This is a genomic window from Pseudomonas sp. QS1027, from assembly GCF_002814235.1.
Classification (GTDB): Bacteria; Pseudomonadota; Gammaproteobacteria; order Pseudomonadales; family Pseudomonadaceae; genus Aquipseudomonas.
Genome location: NZ_PHSU01000015.1, coordinates 92,544 through 109,602, shown reverse-complemented (window position 1 = coordinate 109,602; position 17,059 = coordinate 92,544). Strand labels below are relative to the sequence as shown.

General features: G+C 63.2%; 12 protein-coding genes and 1 riboswitch. Of the genes, 4 read left to right on the top strand and 8 right to left on the bottom strand.

Annotation, left to right across the window (positions count from 1 at the left end):
• Positions 1-117 precede the first annotated feature (117 nt).
• From CWE01_RS14735 to CWE01_RS14710, 6 genes are all read right to left on the bottom strand, one after another.
• Entirely contained in the window at positions 118-1,812 is a 1,695-nt protein-coding gene (locus tag CWE01_RS14735) for a bifunctional diguanylate cyclase/phosphodiesterase (RefSeq protein ID WP_100941269.1), read from the bottom strand.
• 203 nt (positions 1,813-2,015) lie between these two features.
• The gene (locus CWE01_RS14730; protein ID WP_100941268.1) at positions 2,016-4,763 is read right to left on the bottom strand and encodes a LuxR C-terminal-related transcriptional regulator; all 2,748 of its coding nucleotides are present in this window, start codon (positions 4,761-4,763) and stop codon (positions 2,016-2,018) included.
• 234 nt (positions 4,764-4,997) lie between these two features.
• Positions 4,998-6,362, bottom strand: coding sequence for a DUF1329 domain-containing protein (locus CWE01_RS14725; protein ID WP_100941267.1), 1,365 nt, complete (start codon positions 6,360-6,362; stop codon positions 4,998-5,000).
• Positions 6,363-6,391: 29 nt separating this feature from the next.
• Positions 6,392-8,251 carry a DUF1302 domain-containing protein gene (locus CWE01_RS14720; protein ID WP_100941266.1) on the bottom strand — a complete coding sequence of 620 codons (1,860 nt, stop codon included), beginning with the start codon at positions 8,249-8,251 and terminating at the stop codon, positions 6,392-6,394.
• A 336-nt stretch (positions 8,252-8,587) separates the two neighbouring features.
• Positions 8,588-10,270: a fatty acid--CoA ligase gene (locus CWE01_RS14715; protein WP_100941265.1), complete on the bottom strand. Its 1,683-nt coding sequence runs from the start codon at positions 10,268-10,270 to the stop codon at positions 8,588-8,590.
• 148 nt (positions 10,271-10,418) lie between these two features.
• The gene (locus CWE01_RS14710; protein WP_100941264.1) at positions 10,419-11,603 is read right to left on the bottom strand and encodes an MFS transporter; all 1,185 of its coding nucleotides are present in this window, start codon (positions 11,601-11,603) and stop codon (positions 10,419-10,421) included.
• Between the two features lie 106 nt (positions 11,604-11,709).
• On the opposite strand from CWE01_RS14710, the gene CWE01_RS14705 reads away from it, so the two are divergent.
• A complete protein-coding gene (locus CWE01_RS14705; protein ID WP_100941263.1) occupies positions 11,710-12,483 on the top strand; it encodes a helix-turn-helix domain-containing protein in 774 nt (257 codons plus the stop codon).
• Here CWE01_RS14705 and CWE01_RS14700 read toward each other — a convergent pair.
• Positions 12,467-13,096, bottom strand: a complete 630-nt coding sequence (locus CWE01_RS14700) for a LysE family translocator (RefSeq protein WP_100941406.1) — start codon at positions 13,094-13,096, stop codon at positions 12,467-12,469. The genes CWE01_RS14705 and CWE01_RS14700 overlap by 17 nt on opposite strands.
• A gap of 89 nt (positions 13,097-13,185) precedes the next feature.
• On the opposite strand from CWE01_RS14700, the gene CWE01_RS14695 reads away from it, so the two are divergent.
• The 3 genes from CWE01_RS14695 to CWE01_RS14685 all read left to right on the top strand — a co-directional run bounded on the left by CWE01_RS14695 (position 13,186) and on the right by CWE01_RS14685 (position 16,015).
• On the top strand, positions 13,186-14,151 hold the full coding sequence (locus CWE01_RS14695; RefSeq protein WP_100941262.1) for a 2-hydroxyacid dehydrogenase: 966 nt from the start codon (positions 13,186-13,188) through the stop codon (positions 14,149-14,151).
• Positions 14,152-14,183: 32 nt separating this feature from the next.
• Positions 14,184-15,182 carry a class I SAM-dependent methyltransferase gene (locus CWE01_RS14690; RefSeq protein ID WP_100941261.1) on the top strand — a complete coding sequence of 333 codons (999 nt, stop codon included), beginning with the start codon at positions 14,184-14,186 and terminating at the stop codon, positions 15,180-15,182.
• A gap of 40 nt (positions 15,183-15,222) precedes the next feature.
• Positions 15,223-15,342, top strand: a riboswitch (yybP-ykoY riboswitch).
• 88 nt (positions 15,343-15,430) lie between these two features.
• A complete protein-coding gene (locus CWE01_RS14685; RefSeq protein ID WP_100941260.1) occupies positions 15,431-16,015 on the top strand; it encodes a TMEM165/GDT1 family protein in 585 nt (194 codons plus the stop codon).
• A 113-nt stretch (positions 16,016-16,128) separates the two neighbouring features.
• Here the strand turns inward: CWE01_RS14685 and CWE01_RS14680 are convergent, their stop codons facing one another.
• A complete protein-coding gene (locus CWE01_RS14680) occupies positions 16,129-16,947 on the bottom strand; it encodes a M48 family metallopeptidase (protein WP_100941259.1) in 819 nt (272 codons plus the stop codon).
• Positions 16,948-17,059: the final 112 nt, after the last annotated feature.

Below are 17,059 nucleotides of genomic sequence, written 5' to 3'. Positions count from 1 at the left end.
CGCAACACGCCCATTCAGGGCAGACAGGCTAGTTCGTTTCAACACTGGGGCTCCCTTGAGCTGTGCGGCTATCCCGAAGGCCGGGATGTCGATCGTCGGCGGCTGGCCCCACGGCCCTCATGCCGTTCGTGGCCATGAAGACAGGAAGGTGCAGATCTGGGTAAACGGAACCGGTCGGCAATACAGATAGCCCTGCATGATCCGGCAACCCTGCTCCAGCAGGAGGGCGGCCTGTTGCCGGGTCTCCACGCCTTCGGCCACCAGTTCAAGGCCCAGTGCCTGCCCCAACTTGATGATCGCCTCGACGATGGCCAGGTCGCTCTTGTCGGTGAGCATGTCGCGCACAAAGCTCTGGTCGATCTTCAACACATCGATGGGAAACCGCTTGAGATAAGCCAGGCTCGAATAACCCGTGCCGAAATCGTCGATGGCCACGTGAACCCCCAACGCCTTGAGCGCCACCAGGATTTCGCGGGCATTGTCGATGTCCCGGGCCAGGACCCCTTCGGTGATTTCCAGTTCCAGCCAGCGCGGCTCCAGACCCGAGTCGAGGAGGATGCTCTTGACCATCCCGAGGAAGGACTCTTCGCGAAACTGCACGGCGCTGATGTTCACACTGACGCAGATCGGATAGCCCAGTTCGTGGAGTTTGCAGGTGTCCTTGCAGGCCTGGAGCAGTACGTATTTGCCGATGGGGATGATCAACCCGGTTTCCTCGGCCAGCGGAATGAAATCCGCCGGCGAGACCAGGTTACCGTCACCGTTGCGCCAGCGGATCAATGCCTCCATGCCGACCACGCGATGATCCCGGGCATCGACCTTGGCCTGGTAGAACACCTCGAACACCCCCTCCTCGATGGCCGCGCGCATATGCCGTTCAAGCAGGTGACGGGCACGCATGCCGCTTTCAATACCGGGAGAGAAAAACAGATAGCGGTTACGCCCCGCCAGCTTGGCCTGATACATCGCGGCGTCGGCATGTCGATAGAGCGACTCGAGGTCATCGCTGTCTTCCGGGAACACCCCGATGCCGATGCTGGCACTCAGGTCGTAGCGCGTGCCCTGCAACGAAAACGGGCTGGAAATGGCTGCCAGCACCTGCTCGGCAAAGTCGCCCACCGCCTCGAAACCGTCCACCTCCGAGAGCAGGATGATGAACTCGTCGCCGCCCTGGCGACTGAGGGTATCCATGCCCCGCAGGAGCATCGACAGGCGCGTCGCCACATATTTGAGCATCTGGTCGCCGACCGAGTGGCCCATGGAGTCATTGATGGCCTTGAAATTGTCCAGGTCCAGCAACAGCATCGCCAGGCGCCCATGATCGCGCCGGGCCATTTTCAGCGCCTGCTCGGCACGATCCTGCAACAGCATGCGGTTGGGCAAGCCGGTCAGGGCGTCATGGTTGGCCAGGCGCTTGGCTTCATTGCGCAGGGTGATATGGGCGTTGATATGCGCCCTGGCCACCGGGATATTCAGGGGCTTCTGGATAAAATCGATGCCGCCGTAGCCCAGGGCCTGAAGTTCGTAATCGGCCTGGGCATGGGAGGTGACGAAAATCACCGCGGCGTCAGACAGCTTGGGATCGGCCTTCAGCGCCTTGCAGACCTCGAAGCCGTTCATGCCGGGCATCTCGATATCCAGCAGGACCACATCGGGACGGCATTGACGCGCGACTCGCAGCGCTTCTTCGCCACTGGTGGCGACATGCACCTGGGCCAGATCCCGCACCGACTCACGCAGAATCATCGCGTCGGTCGCTTGGTCATCGACGATCAGGACGACCGGAGCGGGGCTAAATGTGGACTCGCGCATTCCTTGCTCCCAGGCAATTCCTTTGTAATTCATGACCAAAGAGCGCTGACGTGGCGCCGTTCCTCACCCCCTGGTCAGCCTTCAGTCGTTCAAGGCGTTGAAAGTGAGTGCAGACGTCTATTGGTTATAGCTGACGCAAGGCACATAGCCACCCCGTCGAAGCTTCTTCGACGGCTCGTGGGTCGAACGGTAGGCCGAAGCGCTCAGCGCAATTCGCCCAGCAACCCCAGCTCCTGCGCCCGCGCCACGGCCTGGGTCCGCCGCTCGACCCCCAATTTGCTGTTGATATGGCTGGCGTGGGTTTTCACCGTGTGCAGGGAGATGAACAACTGGTCGCTGATCTCCTGGTTCGAACAACCCTGGGCGATCAAGTGCAGGACCGCCAGCTCACGGGTACTCAGACTCTCGACCGGCTGCGCCAGTTCCCCCGCTTCGCGCACCGTCGGGGCCGGCAGCAGCGCCAGCAGGCTTTGTCGCAGCGGCGTGTCGGGGCCGTGCAACAGTTGCTCGCGCATCCACTCCGGATGCGCCTTCACCAGGGCCTGGAACGGCAGCAGCGCGCCGCCCGTGGTGGCCTCCACCGCGTGGGCGAACAGCGGCCGGGCTTCCGCCTCCCGGGCCGTCGCCAGCAACACCAGCACCCACTGGTTCCAGGCCATCACGCTCAGCAACTGGCCACCGCTGGCCTGACCCTGCTCCACCAGTTTCGCCAAGCGCTGCTGCGCGGCCGTCGGCTTGCCGCGCAGCGCTTCGAGCAAGGCCTGCTGCAACTGGATATGCAGCGGCAGTTGCAGGTGGAACTCCGGCGCCGCCGCCGCTTGCTCACCGTTATAGGTCTGCTCCAGGCGCCCCAGCCAGGCTTCGGCCAGGTCGATGCGGCCCTGGGCCAGCCACAGTTGGCATTTCATCAGGGTGATCATCGCCAGGTAGTAGATCGGCGGCACATCCCAGATATGCATCAGGCGCTCGGCCTCGGCCAGTTCGGCAAAGGCCTTGGCAAACTCGCCGTTGCGCCCGTCCTGGCTGGCAATCACGCAATGCCCGACCAACACGCTGATATCCCGGCAGGCCCGCGCTTCGTGGAGACCGGCGAGCAGGCGAAGGCGCCCGGCTTCGGGTTGCAGGCGCAGGGTCAGCAGATAACCCTCGTAGAGCGTCAGACGGGCACGGGCCGCGTACAGTCGCTGGGCAGGCAACCCCTCCAGGCGCTGCAAGCCCTGGCGGACCTCATCCAGCGCACGCAGCACCTCGCCACGGGCCTGGAGCACCCGCGCCCGGTCGTAATGGGCCAAGGCCTCGAACAACGGGTTGCCGACCCGCTGGGCCAGCTCCAGGGACTCGCGATTCAGGCCACGGGCCCGCCACAGGTCGCCATCGGCAATCGCCAGGTTGGACAGGGTCGACAGGCACACCAGGCGCTGGCCGTAGCGCTTGTGCGGCAGGCTGAGCAAGGCTTCGCCGCAATAGGCCTGGGTCTTCTGGCGATCGCCCCGGCCGCGAGCGATGATCCCACTGAGGGCCAGCCATTGCGCGAGCATGGACTTCTGCGCCGTGGCCGAAGGCGCGGGCAGGAATCGGCTCAGGTGACTGGCCAGTTCTTCGGCCGCATCCAGCTGGCAGGCCAGGCCCAGGGCCCAGGCGTAGAGCACGATCAGGCGTGGCGTGCTGACCAGCAGGCGATCGGGCAAATCGGTTTTCCAGCGCAGCAGCATGCCGACGTTCTGCTCGGCCAGCAGTTGCTCTTCCGAGAGGTTCTGCACCAGGTTGGCCGCCACATCCAGATGCCCGGCGCGCAAGGCCTGTTCCACCGCTTCATCGAGCAGGCCCTGGGAACTGAACCAGCGGCAGGCCCGCAGATGCAGGCTGGCGGCCGGGACCAGGGCATTGCTCGGCGGGCGGCTGCGCAGCAGATCGGAAAACAGATGGTGATAACGGAACCAGTGGCCGTGTTCGTCCAGCGGCACCAGAAACACCTGGTGCGATTGCAGGTAACTGAGGATCTGCGCGCTGTCGTGGGACTCGCGAATGGCATCGCACAGTTCGCTGCAAAAGCGCTCCTGGGGCGCGGTGTCGTAGAGAAAAGCCTGAACCTCGGGCGGCAGGCAGTCGATCACCTCCTCCAGCAGGTAATCGCGAATCAGCCCGGTGCCCCCTTGCAGGACCTGGGGCAACGCCGTATCGCTGCTGGCCTGGGCGGCGGCCAATAGCCAGAAGCGCAAGCCGGCCACCCAGCCCTCGCTGCGTTCAATCAGCGTGTGCAGGGCCTCGCCACGCAAGGAACTGCTGTGGCGCTCGAACAGGTCCAGGGATTCGTCGTGGGTCAGGCGCAGGTCCTGCTCGTTCAATTCCAGCAGTTGCCGCGACAAGCGCAGGCGCGCCAGGTGCCACTCCGGCCGCTGCCGACTGGTGACCATCACCAGCAATCCGGCGGGCAGGTGATTGAGGAAGAACTGCAGGCAACGGTCCAGCACCGGGCCCTGGGCCAGATGGTAGTCGTCGAGCACCAGCAACAGCGGCGTGGTAACGGAAAGGTGCAATGCCAGTTCGTCGAGCAGGCCGTCCAGCCATTCTTCGAACGCGAAGGGTTGATGGCGCTGACGCATTTTCAACAGGCCCAGGGCCTGGCTGCCGAGGCCCGGGAAGTAATGCTGCAGGCCGTCGAGCAGGCGCTCGAGGAAACGTCCCGGATCGTTGTCCCGCGGACTGAGCCCCAGCCACAGGCTTTGCCAGTGTCCGGGCAGGCCCTGGCAGAACTCCACCGCCAGCGAACTCTTGCCGAAGCCGGCCGGAGCGCTGACCAGCAACAGACGTCCGTGCAATCCGGCGCCGAGGCGCTCGCACAGACGGGGTCGCAGCACATAGCCGTCCGGCAATGGCGGACGGTAGAAGCGTCCTTCCAGGGCAGGTATGGCCGGACCCACGGGACCTTGCACACGGGACAGATCAGTCATGGCCGGCTCTTGTTGAAGGGCTGTTATCGGCAGGCGAATGTCCGCAGACTAGCGGTAAAAAGCGCCGTAATGAAGGCTTATTGTCTTGATTTTGTCGAAAAGCATCGACTTTGAAATATTTAGCCACACATATCCCGCAAGCAAAAAAACGCCCCGAATCAGCCGGGGCGTTTCAACGCAGGATGCGGCCTGCGCTTGTAACGGAGTTGCAGGTGGGAGCGAGCGCCCACCGTTTCAGCGAACGCCGTCCTGGCGCAGGGCGGCCGGGGTGAAGTCGCTGGTGGTGGCGGTGAAACCGAAGTCATACGCCTGCTTCTCTTCGTTCTTCATGCCCAGCGCCAGGTAACGGCCGGACTGCAGGTCGTAGAGGGTTTCCAGGGCGTACCACGGCACCTGCTTGTCGTAGTAGTTCTCGGCATGGGCTTCGGCGACACGCCAGAGCTGACCGCGACCGTCGTAGTGGTCGATCACTGCCGCCTGCCAGGTGTCTTCGTCGATATAGAAGTCACGCTTGGCGTAGATGTGCCGCTGGCCTTCCTTCAGGGTCGCGACCACATGCCAGACGCGGCGCAGTTCGTAACGCGCCAGGTCCTGGTTGATGTGCCCGGCCTTGATGATGTCGGCGTACTTCAGTTGCGGCGAATCGAGCTTGTAGCTGTCGGAGGCGATGTACATCTCCTGCTTGCCTTCGAGCTTCCAGTCGTAGCGATCCGGCGCGCCGTTGTACATGTCCAGGTTGTCGGAGGTGCGCAGGCCGTCGGCGGCGGTACCCGGGCCGTCATAGGAGACTTGCGGGGCGCGTCGCACACGGCGCTGGCCGGCGTTGTAGACCCAGGCCGAACGCGGCTCCTTGACCTGGTCGAGGGTTTCATGGACCAGCAACACGCCACCGGCCAGGCGCGCCGGCGCGGTCACTTTCTGCTTGAAGTAGAAGAGGATATTGCCCGGGTTGGCCGGATCGTAGTCCTTCATCTTGTCGCGGAAGACGAACTGGTCCTGGAAATACACCAGGCTGTAGGAGCCGTTGGCCTGGGGCGTGGCCTGGGTCACCAGGCGGGTCACGCTGCCGCCGCGATAGCGGGTGATATGGTTCCAGATCACTTCCACGCCGCTTTTCGGAATCGGGAACGGCACGGCGGTCTTGAAGTTTTCCAGGCCATTGCCGCCGCTGACCAGGTTGGTCCTGGTGGCGTTTTCCTTGATCGCGGCAAACACGTCATCCGGCACGGTGGCGCCGCGATGGGACGGGTAGACCGGCATCTTGAAGGTCTCCGGATAACGCTTGAACATCGCGTATTGCCCCGGGGCCAGCTTGTCCTTGTACTGCTCGACGTTCTGCGCGGTGATGATGAACAGCGGCTTTTCACTGGCGTACGGGTCGGAGAGGAAGCCCTTGCTGTCGACCGTGCCGATGGTCTTCGCCATCGGCGCCCAGGCCGGGATGGTGCCGGCGGCGTTGCCGGCCTTTTCCGCGCCCATCGGGGTCAGGCTCGCGCCCAGTTTCGCCGCTTCGTCGGCGGACACCGCCGCCATCACACCACTGGCCAACAACGACAATCCCAGTACACCGACCTGCAACAGATTCTTGGTGATTTTCATCTTATTGTTCTTCCTGAAATTCAGCGTACTTAGAAGTTCATGCCAACGCTCAGCGCCACGAAGTCACGGTCATCCACCGTGCTGTAGTCGCCACCGAAGAAGTTGGTGTAATTCAGGCTCGCGGTGTAGGTGTTCTGGTACTCGGCATCGAGGCCCAGGCTGACCGCCTTGCGTCCTTGCTCGAAGTTGCCGCCAGGGCCCGGCGAGTAACCTTTCACGTCATGGGACCAGGCCACGTTGGGCTTGAGGTTCACCCCGGCGAAGACATCCGGGTATTCCCAGATGGCCCGGGCGCGATAGCCCCAGGACGTGGCGGTGGTGAAGCCGTCGTTGTTGCAGTTGGTGCTGCGGTTGCTCGCGTCCGCGCCAGGCCCCGCGCCAGCGATGGTGTTGCCATTGAGGGTTGGGCAAAAACCGTTGGGCAAGGTGCCCGGCCCATAGACCGGATCCCGGCCGTAGCGAACCTTGTCGCGGCTTTCCAGACCGCCCACATAGGTGATCCCCGCTTCACCGACCAGGGTCAGGCGACTGGCGCCCATGACCTGATCGAAGAAATGCGTGAAGGTGGTCTGGAACTGGGTGATTTCCTTGCGGTTATAGCCGTTGATCGTCTGGCCCGGCGAGCCCTTGATGATCGAGGCATTCCCCAGGCCCGGCAATGGCGTGACGCCGGCATAGAGGATATCGGTGGAGCTGATCTGCACCGGCGCATTCGGCCGGTAGCTCAACTCACCGCTCCAGGCGGTGCCGGTGGGCAAGGTGGTGGAGAAGCTCAAGCCATACAGGCGAATATTGTCCGGGTACTCCATGAAGTAGCTGGAGTTGCCAGCCACCACCAGGGGGGCTGCTGTACCGAAACCTGGAGCTGCGTTGAAGACCGCCTGGGAGGCGCCCTTGGCACTGAAGATCGGCGCGCGACTGTGGTAATTCATGAAATAGGCGCCGAACTCGGTGTCCAGCGGCTCGAAGTTGTAATGCATGGCCAAGCCGAACTGGCCGCCGCTGCTGGGATCCTGGTCGGGCGTGCGCCGAACCAGCACACCCTCGCCGTTGATATCGACCCCAAACGGCCGTAGCCCCGCTTGCTGGGCCGGGCTGAGGGTAGCGCTCGAGTTCAAGACCCGCAGGTTGTTGTTACAACCGTGGGAAGAAATGTCCGACTGCGAAAAGAACGTGCCGCAGTTGTCGGTGACCGTCGAGTCCCAGCCAATCTGGTAGAAGCCTTCCGCCGAGAGGTTATCGGTGAGGCTCTGGTTCATATAGAACATGTTGACCGGAATCAGGCCTTCCTTGATCTCGGCCCCCGGACGACGGAACGCCGACACATCGATCGGGTTGATCGCATTGATGCCGCCACCGATAAAGGTACTTTCACCCCAGCTCACCACCTGCTTGCCCAGGCGCACCGTGCCCGGCAGGTCGGCAATGCTGTAGTTGTGATAGACGAAGGCGTCGAGGATCTCCGCGCCGGAAGAGCGGGCGCCTTCCTGGCGGCCGTCGTTGCTGACGTTCTTGAAGTCGAGGTCCTGGTTCTGCAAGGCGAAGTCGTACCAGTACTTGCCGCGCACGAACACGCCGGTATCGCCGTATTTCAACTCAAGGTCATGCACGCCCTTGAAGATCTTCGAAAAGGTGTCCCCGGCCTTGAAGTTCTGGCGCCCGTCATCGGAGGTCTGCGACAACCCCGCGCCACCATTGTTGACGCCGATCAGGTTCTTGTTGGGATTCTGCGTCGACCAACTGGCCCCCAGCGACAGGGACGAGTCGAAGCTGCCCTCGATTTCACCGACATTGAAGCTGACGCCAAAGGCGGGACCGGCAAGCGTAGAAGCGAGACTGACGGCCAAGGGCAGCTTCGCCCGGCGCCAGAACGGGTTTAACGCGATCATCGACATACTCCATGTGCTTTATTGTTTTGGCAGTGAGTACCTTCAGGAACGCCCCGGACGAAAGGGGAGCAGACACTCCCAACCCTCGTCCGAAGTGGCGGTGCGGCGTATCGCCTGCCTGCCCCACGCCTGAAAATCCGTCAGCGGACTATATCCAGCAGGTAGTACCGCTTGATCCCTCTAAAGTGTGATTTGCACCCTGAGGTCACTGCACAAACAATGCGTTCGCCAAGCCGCTGAAAAGCGGCGGGCAAGAATGACTGAAAATTCGGATTCGGCAAGCCAAGCGCTTGCTTGGTGGGGCTGCCACGCCCTTTCGGGCGTGGTGGGGACACCTCAAAGGGTCGAGAGGAAGCTGCTGTTGCTGGCCTGCCATTGGACGATATCAATACGGATGCGCTTCTTGTCCAGTTTGCCGACGCTGGTCTTGGGAATTTCCGTAACAAGGGCGATCTGGCTCGGGATCGCCCACTTGCTCAAGTGCCCCTGCTCGACGAAGGGCTTGAGGTGTTCCTTGAGTTCCCGGGCACCGATCTCATGGCCTTCACGCAAGACCAGCAGGGCAAACGGACGCTCGCCCCATTGAGGATCGGCAATGCCCACCACGGCGACTTCACGTACCGCCGGATGACGACTGACCAGGTCTTCCAGGGCCAGGGAGGAGATCCACTCGCCGCCGGTCTTGATCACGTCCTTGATCCGGTCGCGGATGTCGATCACCCCCAGGCTGTCGAGGGTCGCCACGTCGCCGGTGTGCAGCCAGCCGCCGGCCCAGAGCTCGGCGCCCTTCTGCGGTTCGTTGTAATACCCCTCGGTCAGCCAGGGTGCGCGCAGCACCAGTTCGCCCTGGGTCTCGCCATCCGCCGGGAGGAAGTTGCCGTCTTCGTCGACAATCGCCGCCTCCACCAACGGTCCGGGCACGCCGGCCTTGATCCGGTAAGTGGTGCGTTCGTCCTCGCTGCCAGCCATCAACTCTTCGCTGAGGTGGGCACAGGACACCAACGGACCGGTCTCCGACATACCATAGGCGGCGGTCAGTTGAATGCCCTTGCTCTTGGCGGTCTCATACAGCGTGCGGTTCAACGCACTGCCGCCGATCACCATTTTCCAGCCCTTGAAGTCGGTGCCCTGGGCCGCCTTGGCGTTGAGCACCATCTGCAGGATGGTCGGCACGCAGTGGGAGAACGTGACCTTTTCCTTGCGCCACAGCTCCACCAGCAACTCGGGGTCGTAACGGCCGGGATAGACCTGCTTGAGCCCGAGCATGGTCGCCACATAGGGCAGGCCCCAGGCATGCACGTGGAACATCGGGGTGATCGGCATGTAGACGTCGTTGGTGCCCAGCAGGCGCACGCTGTCGACGCTGCCCATGATGGTCGCCACACCCATGGTGTGCAGTACCAACTGACGATGGGTGAAGTACACGCCCTTCGGATTGCCGGTGGTCCCGGTGGTGTAGAAGGTGGTGGCGACCGAGTTTTCGTCGAAATCCTCGAAGTCGTAGACCGGGCTCGCCGCCGCCAGCAGTTGCTCGTACTCACCCACCAGGTTCGGCAGCTCGGCGCTCTTGTCCTCGGTGTCGGTGAGCAGCAGGGTCTTGTCCACGGTGGTCAGTTGCCCGGCGATCGCCTGGTACAGGCCGACGAACTCGCTGTTGACCAGCACGAAGCGGTCCTCGGCGTGGTTCATGGTGTAGAGGATCTGCTCGGGCGAGAGGCGCACGTTGATGGTGTGGATCACCGCGCCGATCATCGGGATGGCGAACATGCACTCCAGGTAGCGATGGCTGTCCCAGTCCATCACCGCGACGGTGTCGCCAGCCTTGACCCCCGCCGCCGTGAGCACGTTGGCCAGGCGGGCGACCCGCTCGCTCAAGGTCGGATAGCTGTAGCGCAGCTTGTCGCGATAGACGATCTCGCGGGTTTTCTCGTAGCGGCTGCCGGACATCAGCAAGCGCTTGATCAACAGGGGGTATTGATAAGCCCCTTCGGCGGGCGGAATGATACGAGTCTGCAACATGGAGCTTCCTTGGTCTGTCTGCACGGTCGAGGCTAAAGATAGGCACTCTAGAGCCGCCGCGCACTCACTAAATCACCCAAAGGAATGATTTGCAGACGAACGTGGGTGCTAGCTCACAGCCAGCACCCACGAAAACCTCCATCCAGGCTCAGGCTGGCTGCCCCGCTGGCTGCTGGGCCGGGGTACGCGGGAACACCAGCGCGGCGACAAAGGTCAGCGCGGCAAAGCCCGCGAGGATCAGGTACAGACCGGCAAACCCCTGGCGCGGCTCGACAAAGGCGATCAACGGAATGGCCGTCGCGCTGGCCCCGAACGACAGGCAATAGCGCAAGGCAAAGACCCGCGATTGCCACTGCGGCGCGACAAAATTGGCGACCATCGCGTCATTCACCGTCACCTGGCCGAAGACCACGAACATCAGTGCCGCGCCCAGGACCATCACCGACAGGCCGTCGACATAGGCCAGGCCGAACAGCAACGGCGCCTGGCACAGGGTCAGCACCACGAACGGCCATTTCAGGCTCACGCGGTCGAGCATCCGCCCGATGCTCAACTGCGCCACCGCGCCAAAGGCGTAGGCCAGGCTGACGATCACCCCGAGCAACTGCGGCGAGGCGAGCCACTCATGCAGGCGCTCCTGGAACAGCTTCGGGTAGGTCATGGTAGTGGCGTTGAACACCACCCCGCCGGTGGCCGTGACCAGCGCCAGGACACTGAACACCATGACCATGGAAATCTGCTGGCCGCTGGCGTTGCGCAGTTTCACATGGGGCTGCACCGGAATCGGCTCTTCGCGCACCTGCCAGGCAAACAGCACGCCAAGGATGATCGACACCGCCCCCGGCAGGATAAACGCCGAACGCCAGCCGAACTGCGCCACCAGAAAGCCGGTGACCAGCGCCGAAAACGCCACGCCGAGGTTGCCCCACATGCCGTTGACGCCGATTTCACGGCCACGGTTCTGCGCGTAGCTGACCAGCATCGCGGTGCCCACCGGGTGGTAGATCGCGGCGAAGACACCCACCAGGGTCAGTCCCAGGGTCAGCATCGGCGCCGTGCTGCTCAGGCCGGTAAAGATCGACGCAGCGCCGATGCCGAAGAAGAACAGCAGCATCATGCTCCGTCGACTCCAGTGGTCCCCCAGCCAGCCAGCCGGCAGCGAACAGGCGCCGAAGGCAATGAAGCCACCGAGGGACAGGCCGATCATCTGGGCGAAGTCGAGGCCGAAGGTCTGGCCCATGCCAAGCACGGCGGCAGGGAAAATCAGCATGAACATGTGGTCGATCACATGGGCTGCATTGATGTAGCGGATTACGTTTCGGGGTTGGTTCATCGCGGCACACACGTCAGGATTGTTATCGGTCCGTTATGCTAAATTGGCGACAAAACGCATTTCTGCCAACAAACTCATCAAACCAGACAGACTTGTAGAATCGGACATGTTAATCAGCCACTTCCTACACGGGCCGGTCAGCGCCTATCCCCGCGACTACGTCGACGGCGCACACCAGGAACTGCACGTCCATCAGGAAGCGCAGTTGCTCTATGCCGTGTGTGGAGTCATGCGCCTGGTCACCGCCGAAGGCGCGTGGATCATTCCGCCGACCCGCGCCGTGTGGATTCCGCCCTGGGTCGAGCATGAGATTTTCATGAGCGGCGAAGTGCGCATGCGGTCGTTATTTATCGCCGCCGAGTATTCGCCGGCCAACCTCCGCGGTTGCTGTGTGCTGGCGGTGACGCCGTTGCTGCGGGAGCTGATCGTGCGTGCGGTGCAAGGGCCGGAACAGGCGAGCAACCCGCTGATCCAGCAGCTTATGCTGGAGGAACTGGCGGCCCTGGAGAACCTGCCGCTGCATATCCCGATGCCGACCGACCGACGCCTGCAACGGATCTGCCTGGCCCTGCTGGAAACCCCGGATCACCCCAACAGCCTGGAAGACTGGGCACAGCAGGTCGGCGCCAGTACCCGGACCCTGGCGCGGCTGTTCCAGCAGCAAGTGCGGATGAACTTCAATGCCTGGCGCCAGCAACTGCGCCTGATGGAGGCCTTGCCACGCCTGATCGCCGGGGAAAGCGTGCAGCACGTGGCCAAGGTGTTGGGCTATGGCAGCGCCCGGGCCTTCAGCTCGATGTTTCGCCGCCTGCTCGGCGACAACCCGCGGGACTACCTGAATGCCCTGAACCAGTTCAGCGCCATCAATGCATCTCGGTGAAGGCCAGCTTCACGCCGATGGCGATCAGTACCGCGCCCATGGTCCGGTCGAACCAGTGACCCATGCGGGCAAAACCGGCGCGCACACGCTGCTGGCTGAACAGCATCGCCACCAGGCAGAACCACAGCGCGGTGGCCACGGCCAGGTAAACGCCGTAGCCGGCCTGGACCAGCAGCGGCGTGTGCGGGTTGATCACCACGGTGAACAGCGAGAGGAAGAACAGCGTGGCCTTGGGGTTCAGGCCATTGGTCACGAAGCCCGAGGTGAAGGCGCCGCGCGCGGTGCGCTCGCCCACCTGCAAGGCCAGCTCGTCGTTCACCGGCTGGGCCGGCTTGGCGCGGATGGCCTTGAAGCCGATGTACAGCAGGTAGGCCGCCGCCAACCATTTCAAGGCATTGAACAGCACGATCGACTGCGACACGATCAGGCCGATACCCAGCAGCGAGTAGCCCACGTGGAGGAAAATCGCCGTGCCGACGCCCAGCGCGGTCCAGGTGCCGGCACGTCGGCCATGGGTCACGCTCTCGCGCACCACCACGGCAAAGTCCGGGCCGGGACTGGCCACCGCCAGCAGGTGAATCAGGGCAACGGTCAGGAATTCCGTCAGGTAGATGGACACGGCGATGGGCTCCTCAGTCACTGAATAGGTCTGTTAGGCTGGCTACCTTACGCTTTCACCCGACAGCACAAAAGGTACAGTTGATGAGCAACTCCCGCCGCGCGGTATTCCTCGATCACCCTTCCCTGGATCTCGGCGATCTGGACCTCGATCCGCTGCGGGCCTGCTTCGATGAGCTGCGGCTGTGTCCCGCGACCACACCGGAGACGGTCGTCGAACACCTGAAAGGCGCCAGCGTCGCCATCAGCAACAAGGTCCCGTTGACCGCTGCTACCATGGCCGCCTGCCCCGACCTGAAGCTGATCCTGATCAGCGCCACCGGCACCAACAATGTCGACCTGGCCGCCGCCCGCGCCCAGGGCATTACCGTGAGCAACTGCCAGGGTTACGGCACGCCGTCGGTGGCCCAGCACACCCTGATGTTGCTGCTGGCCCTGGCCACACGCCTGACCGACTACCAGAAAGCCGTCGGCGAAGGCCGCTGGCAACAGGCCAAACAGTTCTGCCTGCTGGACTTCCCGATTGTCGAGCTGGAAGGCAAGACCCTCGGCCTGCTCGGCCATGGCGAACTCGGTGGCGCAGTGGCACGACTCGCCGAAGCCTTCGGCATGCGGGTGCTGCTCGGGCAGATTCCCGGGCGTCCGGCCCGGGCCGATCGCGTGCCGCTGGAACAACTGCTGCCGCAGGTCGATGCGCTGACCCTGCATTGCCCGCTCAACGAATACACCCGCCACTTCATCGGCGCCGCGGAACTCGCGCAGCTCAAGCCCGGGGCCTTTGTGGTCAATACCGCCCGTGGCGGCCTGATCGACGAACTGGCCCTGGCCGATGCCCTGCGCAGCGGCCATCTGGGCGGGGCCGCCACCGATGTGCTGAGCGTCGAACCGCCCACCAACGGCAACCCGCTGCTGGCCGGCGACATTCCGCGCCTGATCGTCACCCCGCACAACGCCTGGGGCAGCCGTGAAGCCCGGCAACGAATTGTCGGCCAGTTGGCGGAAAACGCCTTGGGCTTCTTCAATGGGGCAGCGTTGCGGGTTGTCAGTTGATAGACTGCGGCACTTTTTTCAGGGAGCAGACCATGGATCCGCGCAGTGAAGTACTGCTTCGTCAGGCCGAATATTTCCAGGGCAAGCTGTTGCTCGCCGGGCTGCCCGCCGACGACCTGCTCGGACGCCTGCCCAACGCCCACGGCTGGTGCTGGCACGCCGGCGATCAGGCGGCACTCGAAGCACGCTTCGAAGGCCGCAGCCATTTTGGCGTGAATATCCCCGAGATCCCGTTCGACAGCGCCGTGATATTCCTGCCCAAGTCCAAGGACCTGACCGACTACCTGCTCAACGCCGTCGCCTCGCGCCTACCGGGTGGCGAGGTGTTCCTGGTCGGGGAAAAACGCAGCGGTATCGAAGGCGCGGCCAAGCAGCTCAACCCCTTCGGCAAGCCGCGCAAGCTCGACAGCGCCCGGCATTGCCAGCTGTGGCAGGTCACCGTGGCCGAGGCGCCGGTGGCCAAGTCGCTGGAAAGCCTGGCGCAACATTACGAACTGGACCTGGCCGAAGGGCCGCTCAAGGTGGTCAGCCTGCCCGGGGTGTTCAGCCACGGCCGGCTGGATCGCGGCAGCGCCCTGCTGCTGGAGCACCTGGACAAACTGCCGAGCGGCAACCTGCTGGACTTCGGTTGCGGTGCCGGCGTCCTCGGCGCGGCGGTGAAGCGGCGTTACCCGCACAACCACGTGATCCTGCTCGATGTCGACGCTTTTGCCACCGCCAGCAGTCGCCTGACCCTGGCCGCCAATGGCCTCGACGCCGAGGTATTGACCGGTGATGGCATCGACTCCGCGCCCATGGGCTTGAGTGCGATCCTGAGCAATCCGCCGTTCCATGTCGGGGTCCACACCGATTACCTGGCGACGGAGAACTTGCTGCGAAAAGCAGCGAAACATCTGAAAAACGGCGGCGAACTTCGGTTGGTGGCGAACAGCTTCCTGCGCTATCAGCCCTTGATCGAAGAGCATCTCGGGCGCTGCGTGACCAAGGCCGAGGGACAGGGCTTCCGGGTCTACAGCGCCAAGCGCGGCTGAAAAAGAAGGCTTGCGTAACGGATTTTGCCTAGGCAGAATCCGCTCCGTCCTAGGGGAGTAGTCTCCCACGAGCGCCACGCTCGTCCGGCATGCGTCAACATACTTGGTCAACAGACCATGGCGCATGCGACCCACGGTCCGCACAGACGGGCCCAGGGTTTGACAAGACCTATGACACGAACACCTTACCCGGGGCGGGAAGGCTGTACGTGTCATAGCCGTGTCGACCCGCCCCTTAGGAAAACCTGATGCTGGATTCCCTGCTCGTCCCCACTGCAATCGTTGCCTTGGCCGAAATCGGCGACAAGACGCAGCTGCTCGCGCTCATTCTGGCTGCACGGTTTCGCAAACCCTGGCCGATCATTGCCGGTATCGTCGCGGCGACCCTGGCCAACCATGCGGCAGCCGGCGCGGTAGGCGCCTGGTTCGGCAGTTTCTTCTCCGATGCGGTGTTGCACTGGATCCTCGCGGCGAGCTTTACCGCCACCGCCCTGTGGACCCTGGTACCGGACAAGATGGACGATGACGAAGCCACCACGGCGCGCAAGTTCGGCCCGTTCCTGACCACCCTGATTGCGTTTTTCCTCGCGGAAATCGGTGACAAGACCCAGATCGCCACGGTGATGCTGGCGGCGCAGTATCCGGAGTTGTGGCTGGTGATCATCGGCACCACCCTGGGTATGCTGATTGCCAACGTTCCGGTGGTCTTGGCGGGCAACTTCGCCGCCGACAAGCTGCCGCTGACCCTGATCCGTCGCCTGGCGGCGACAGCGTTCTTCATCCTTGCGGTGGTCGCGGTGTACAAGGCGATGCAGAGCAGCGGCTGGATCTAGGCCACATGACCTGTAGGAGCCGGCTTGCTGGCGACGGCGCCCGCATGGGCAGCGCAAGGCTCAAGGGCCTCATCGCCAGCAAGCCGACTCCTACACGGCATCGGGACAAAGGCTCAGGACTTCCTGGCCTGCTGATACAACGGCATCACCTTCGGAATCGCCGCCTCCAACGAGGCGATACGACTGCCGGACGCCGGGTGGGTGCTCATGAACTCCGGCGGTGCACCTTCAGCCGCCTTGCCCATCTTGTTCCACAGGCTGATGGCCGCGTTCGGGTTGTAGCCGGCACGGGCCGCCAGCTCCAGGCCGATCAGGTCCGCTTCATTCTCATTCGCCCGGCTGTTGGGCAAGGTCATGCCGTAGTTGGCCACGGTATCGGCCAGCGCCAGGCTGTCCTGCCCCAGGCCGAACAAGGCGCCCGCGCCCTGCTTCGCCATCTCGACCCCATAAGCCTTGGACATCGCTTCACGCCCGTGCTCGCGCAAGGCGTGGGCAATTTCATGGCCCATGACCGCGGCAATCTCGTCGTCGCTCAGCTTGAGCTTATCGATCAGGCCGCTATAAAAGATGATCTTGCCGCCAGGACCACAGTTGGCATTGAGCTCGTCACTCTTGATCAGATTGACCTCCCACTGCCATTGCGCCGAATCCGGGCGGAAGGTCGGCGCCTGGGCGATCAGGCGCCTGGCAATCGCCTGGACCCGCCTGGCATTGGCGCTGGTCTTGTCCAGGACCCCTTTGCCACCCGCCTCGCCCAGGGTCTTCTGGTACGACTGCGCATACATCTGATCGACCTGCTGGCTCGATAACAGGCTGAACATGTACTGCTTGCGCTCAACCCCGACCGCCCCACCGCTGGTGGTGTTAACCGCCTGGCATCCGACCAACAGCAAACTCGCGCTCAACGCGCCCAACACCCAAGCTCTAGCCATGAACACTCTCCCTGGAAACTGCGACTATCCTAGGCGGTGATTTGTATCAATGCCAGATACAAACGACGTGTAGCACATCAACTTCAGATACATCCCGCGCCTCTCGTAGGAA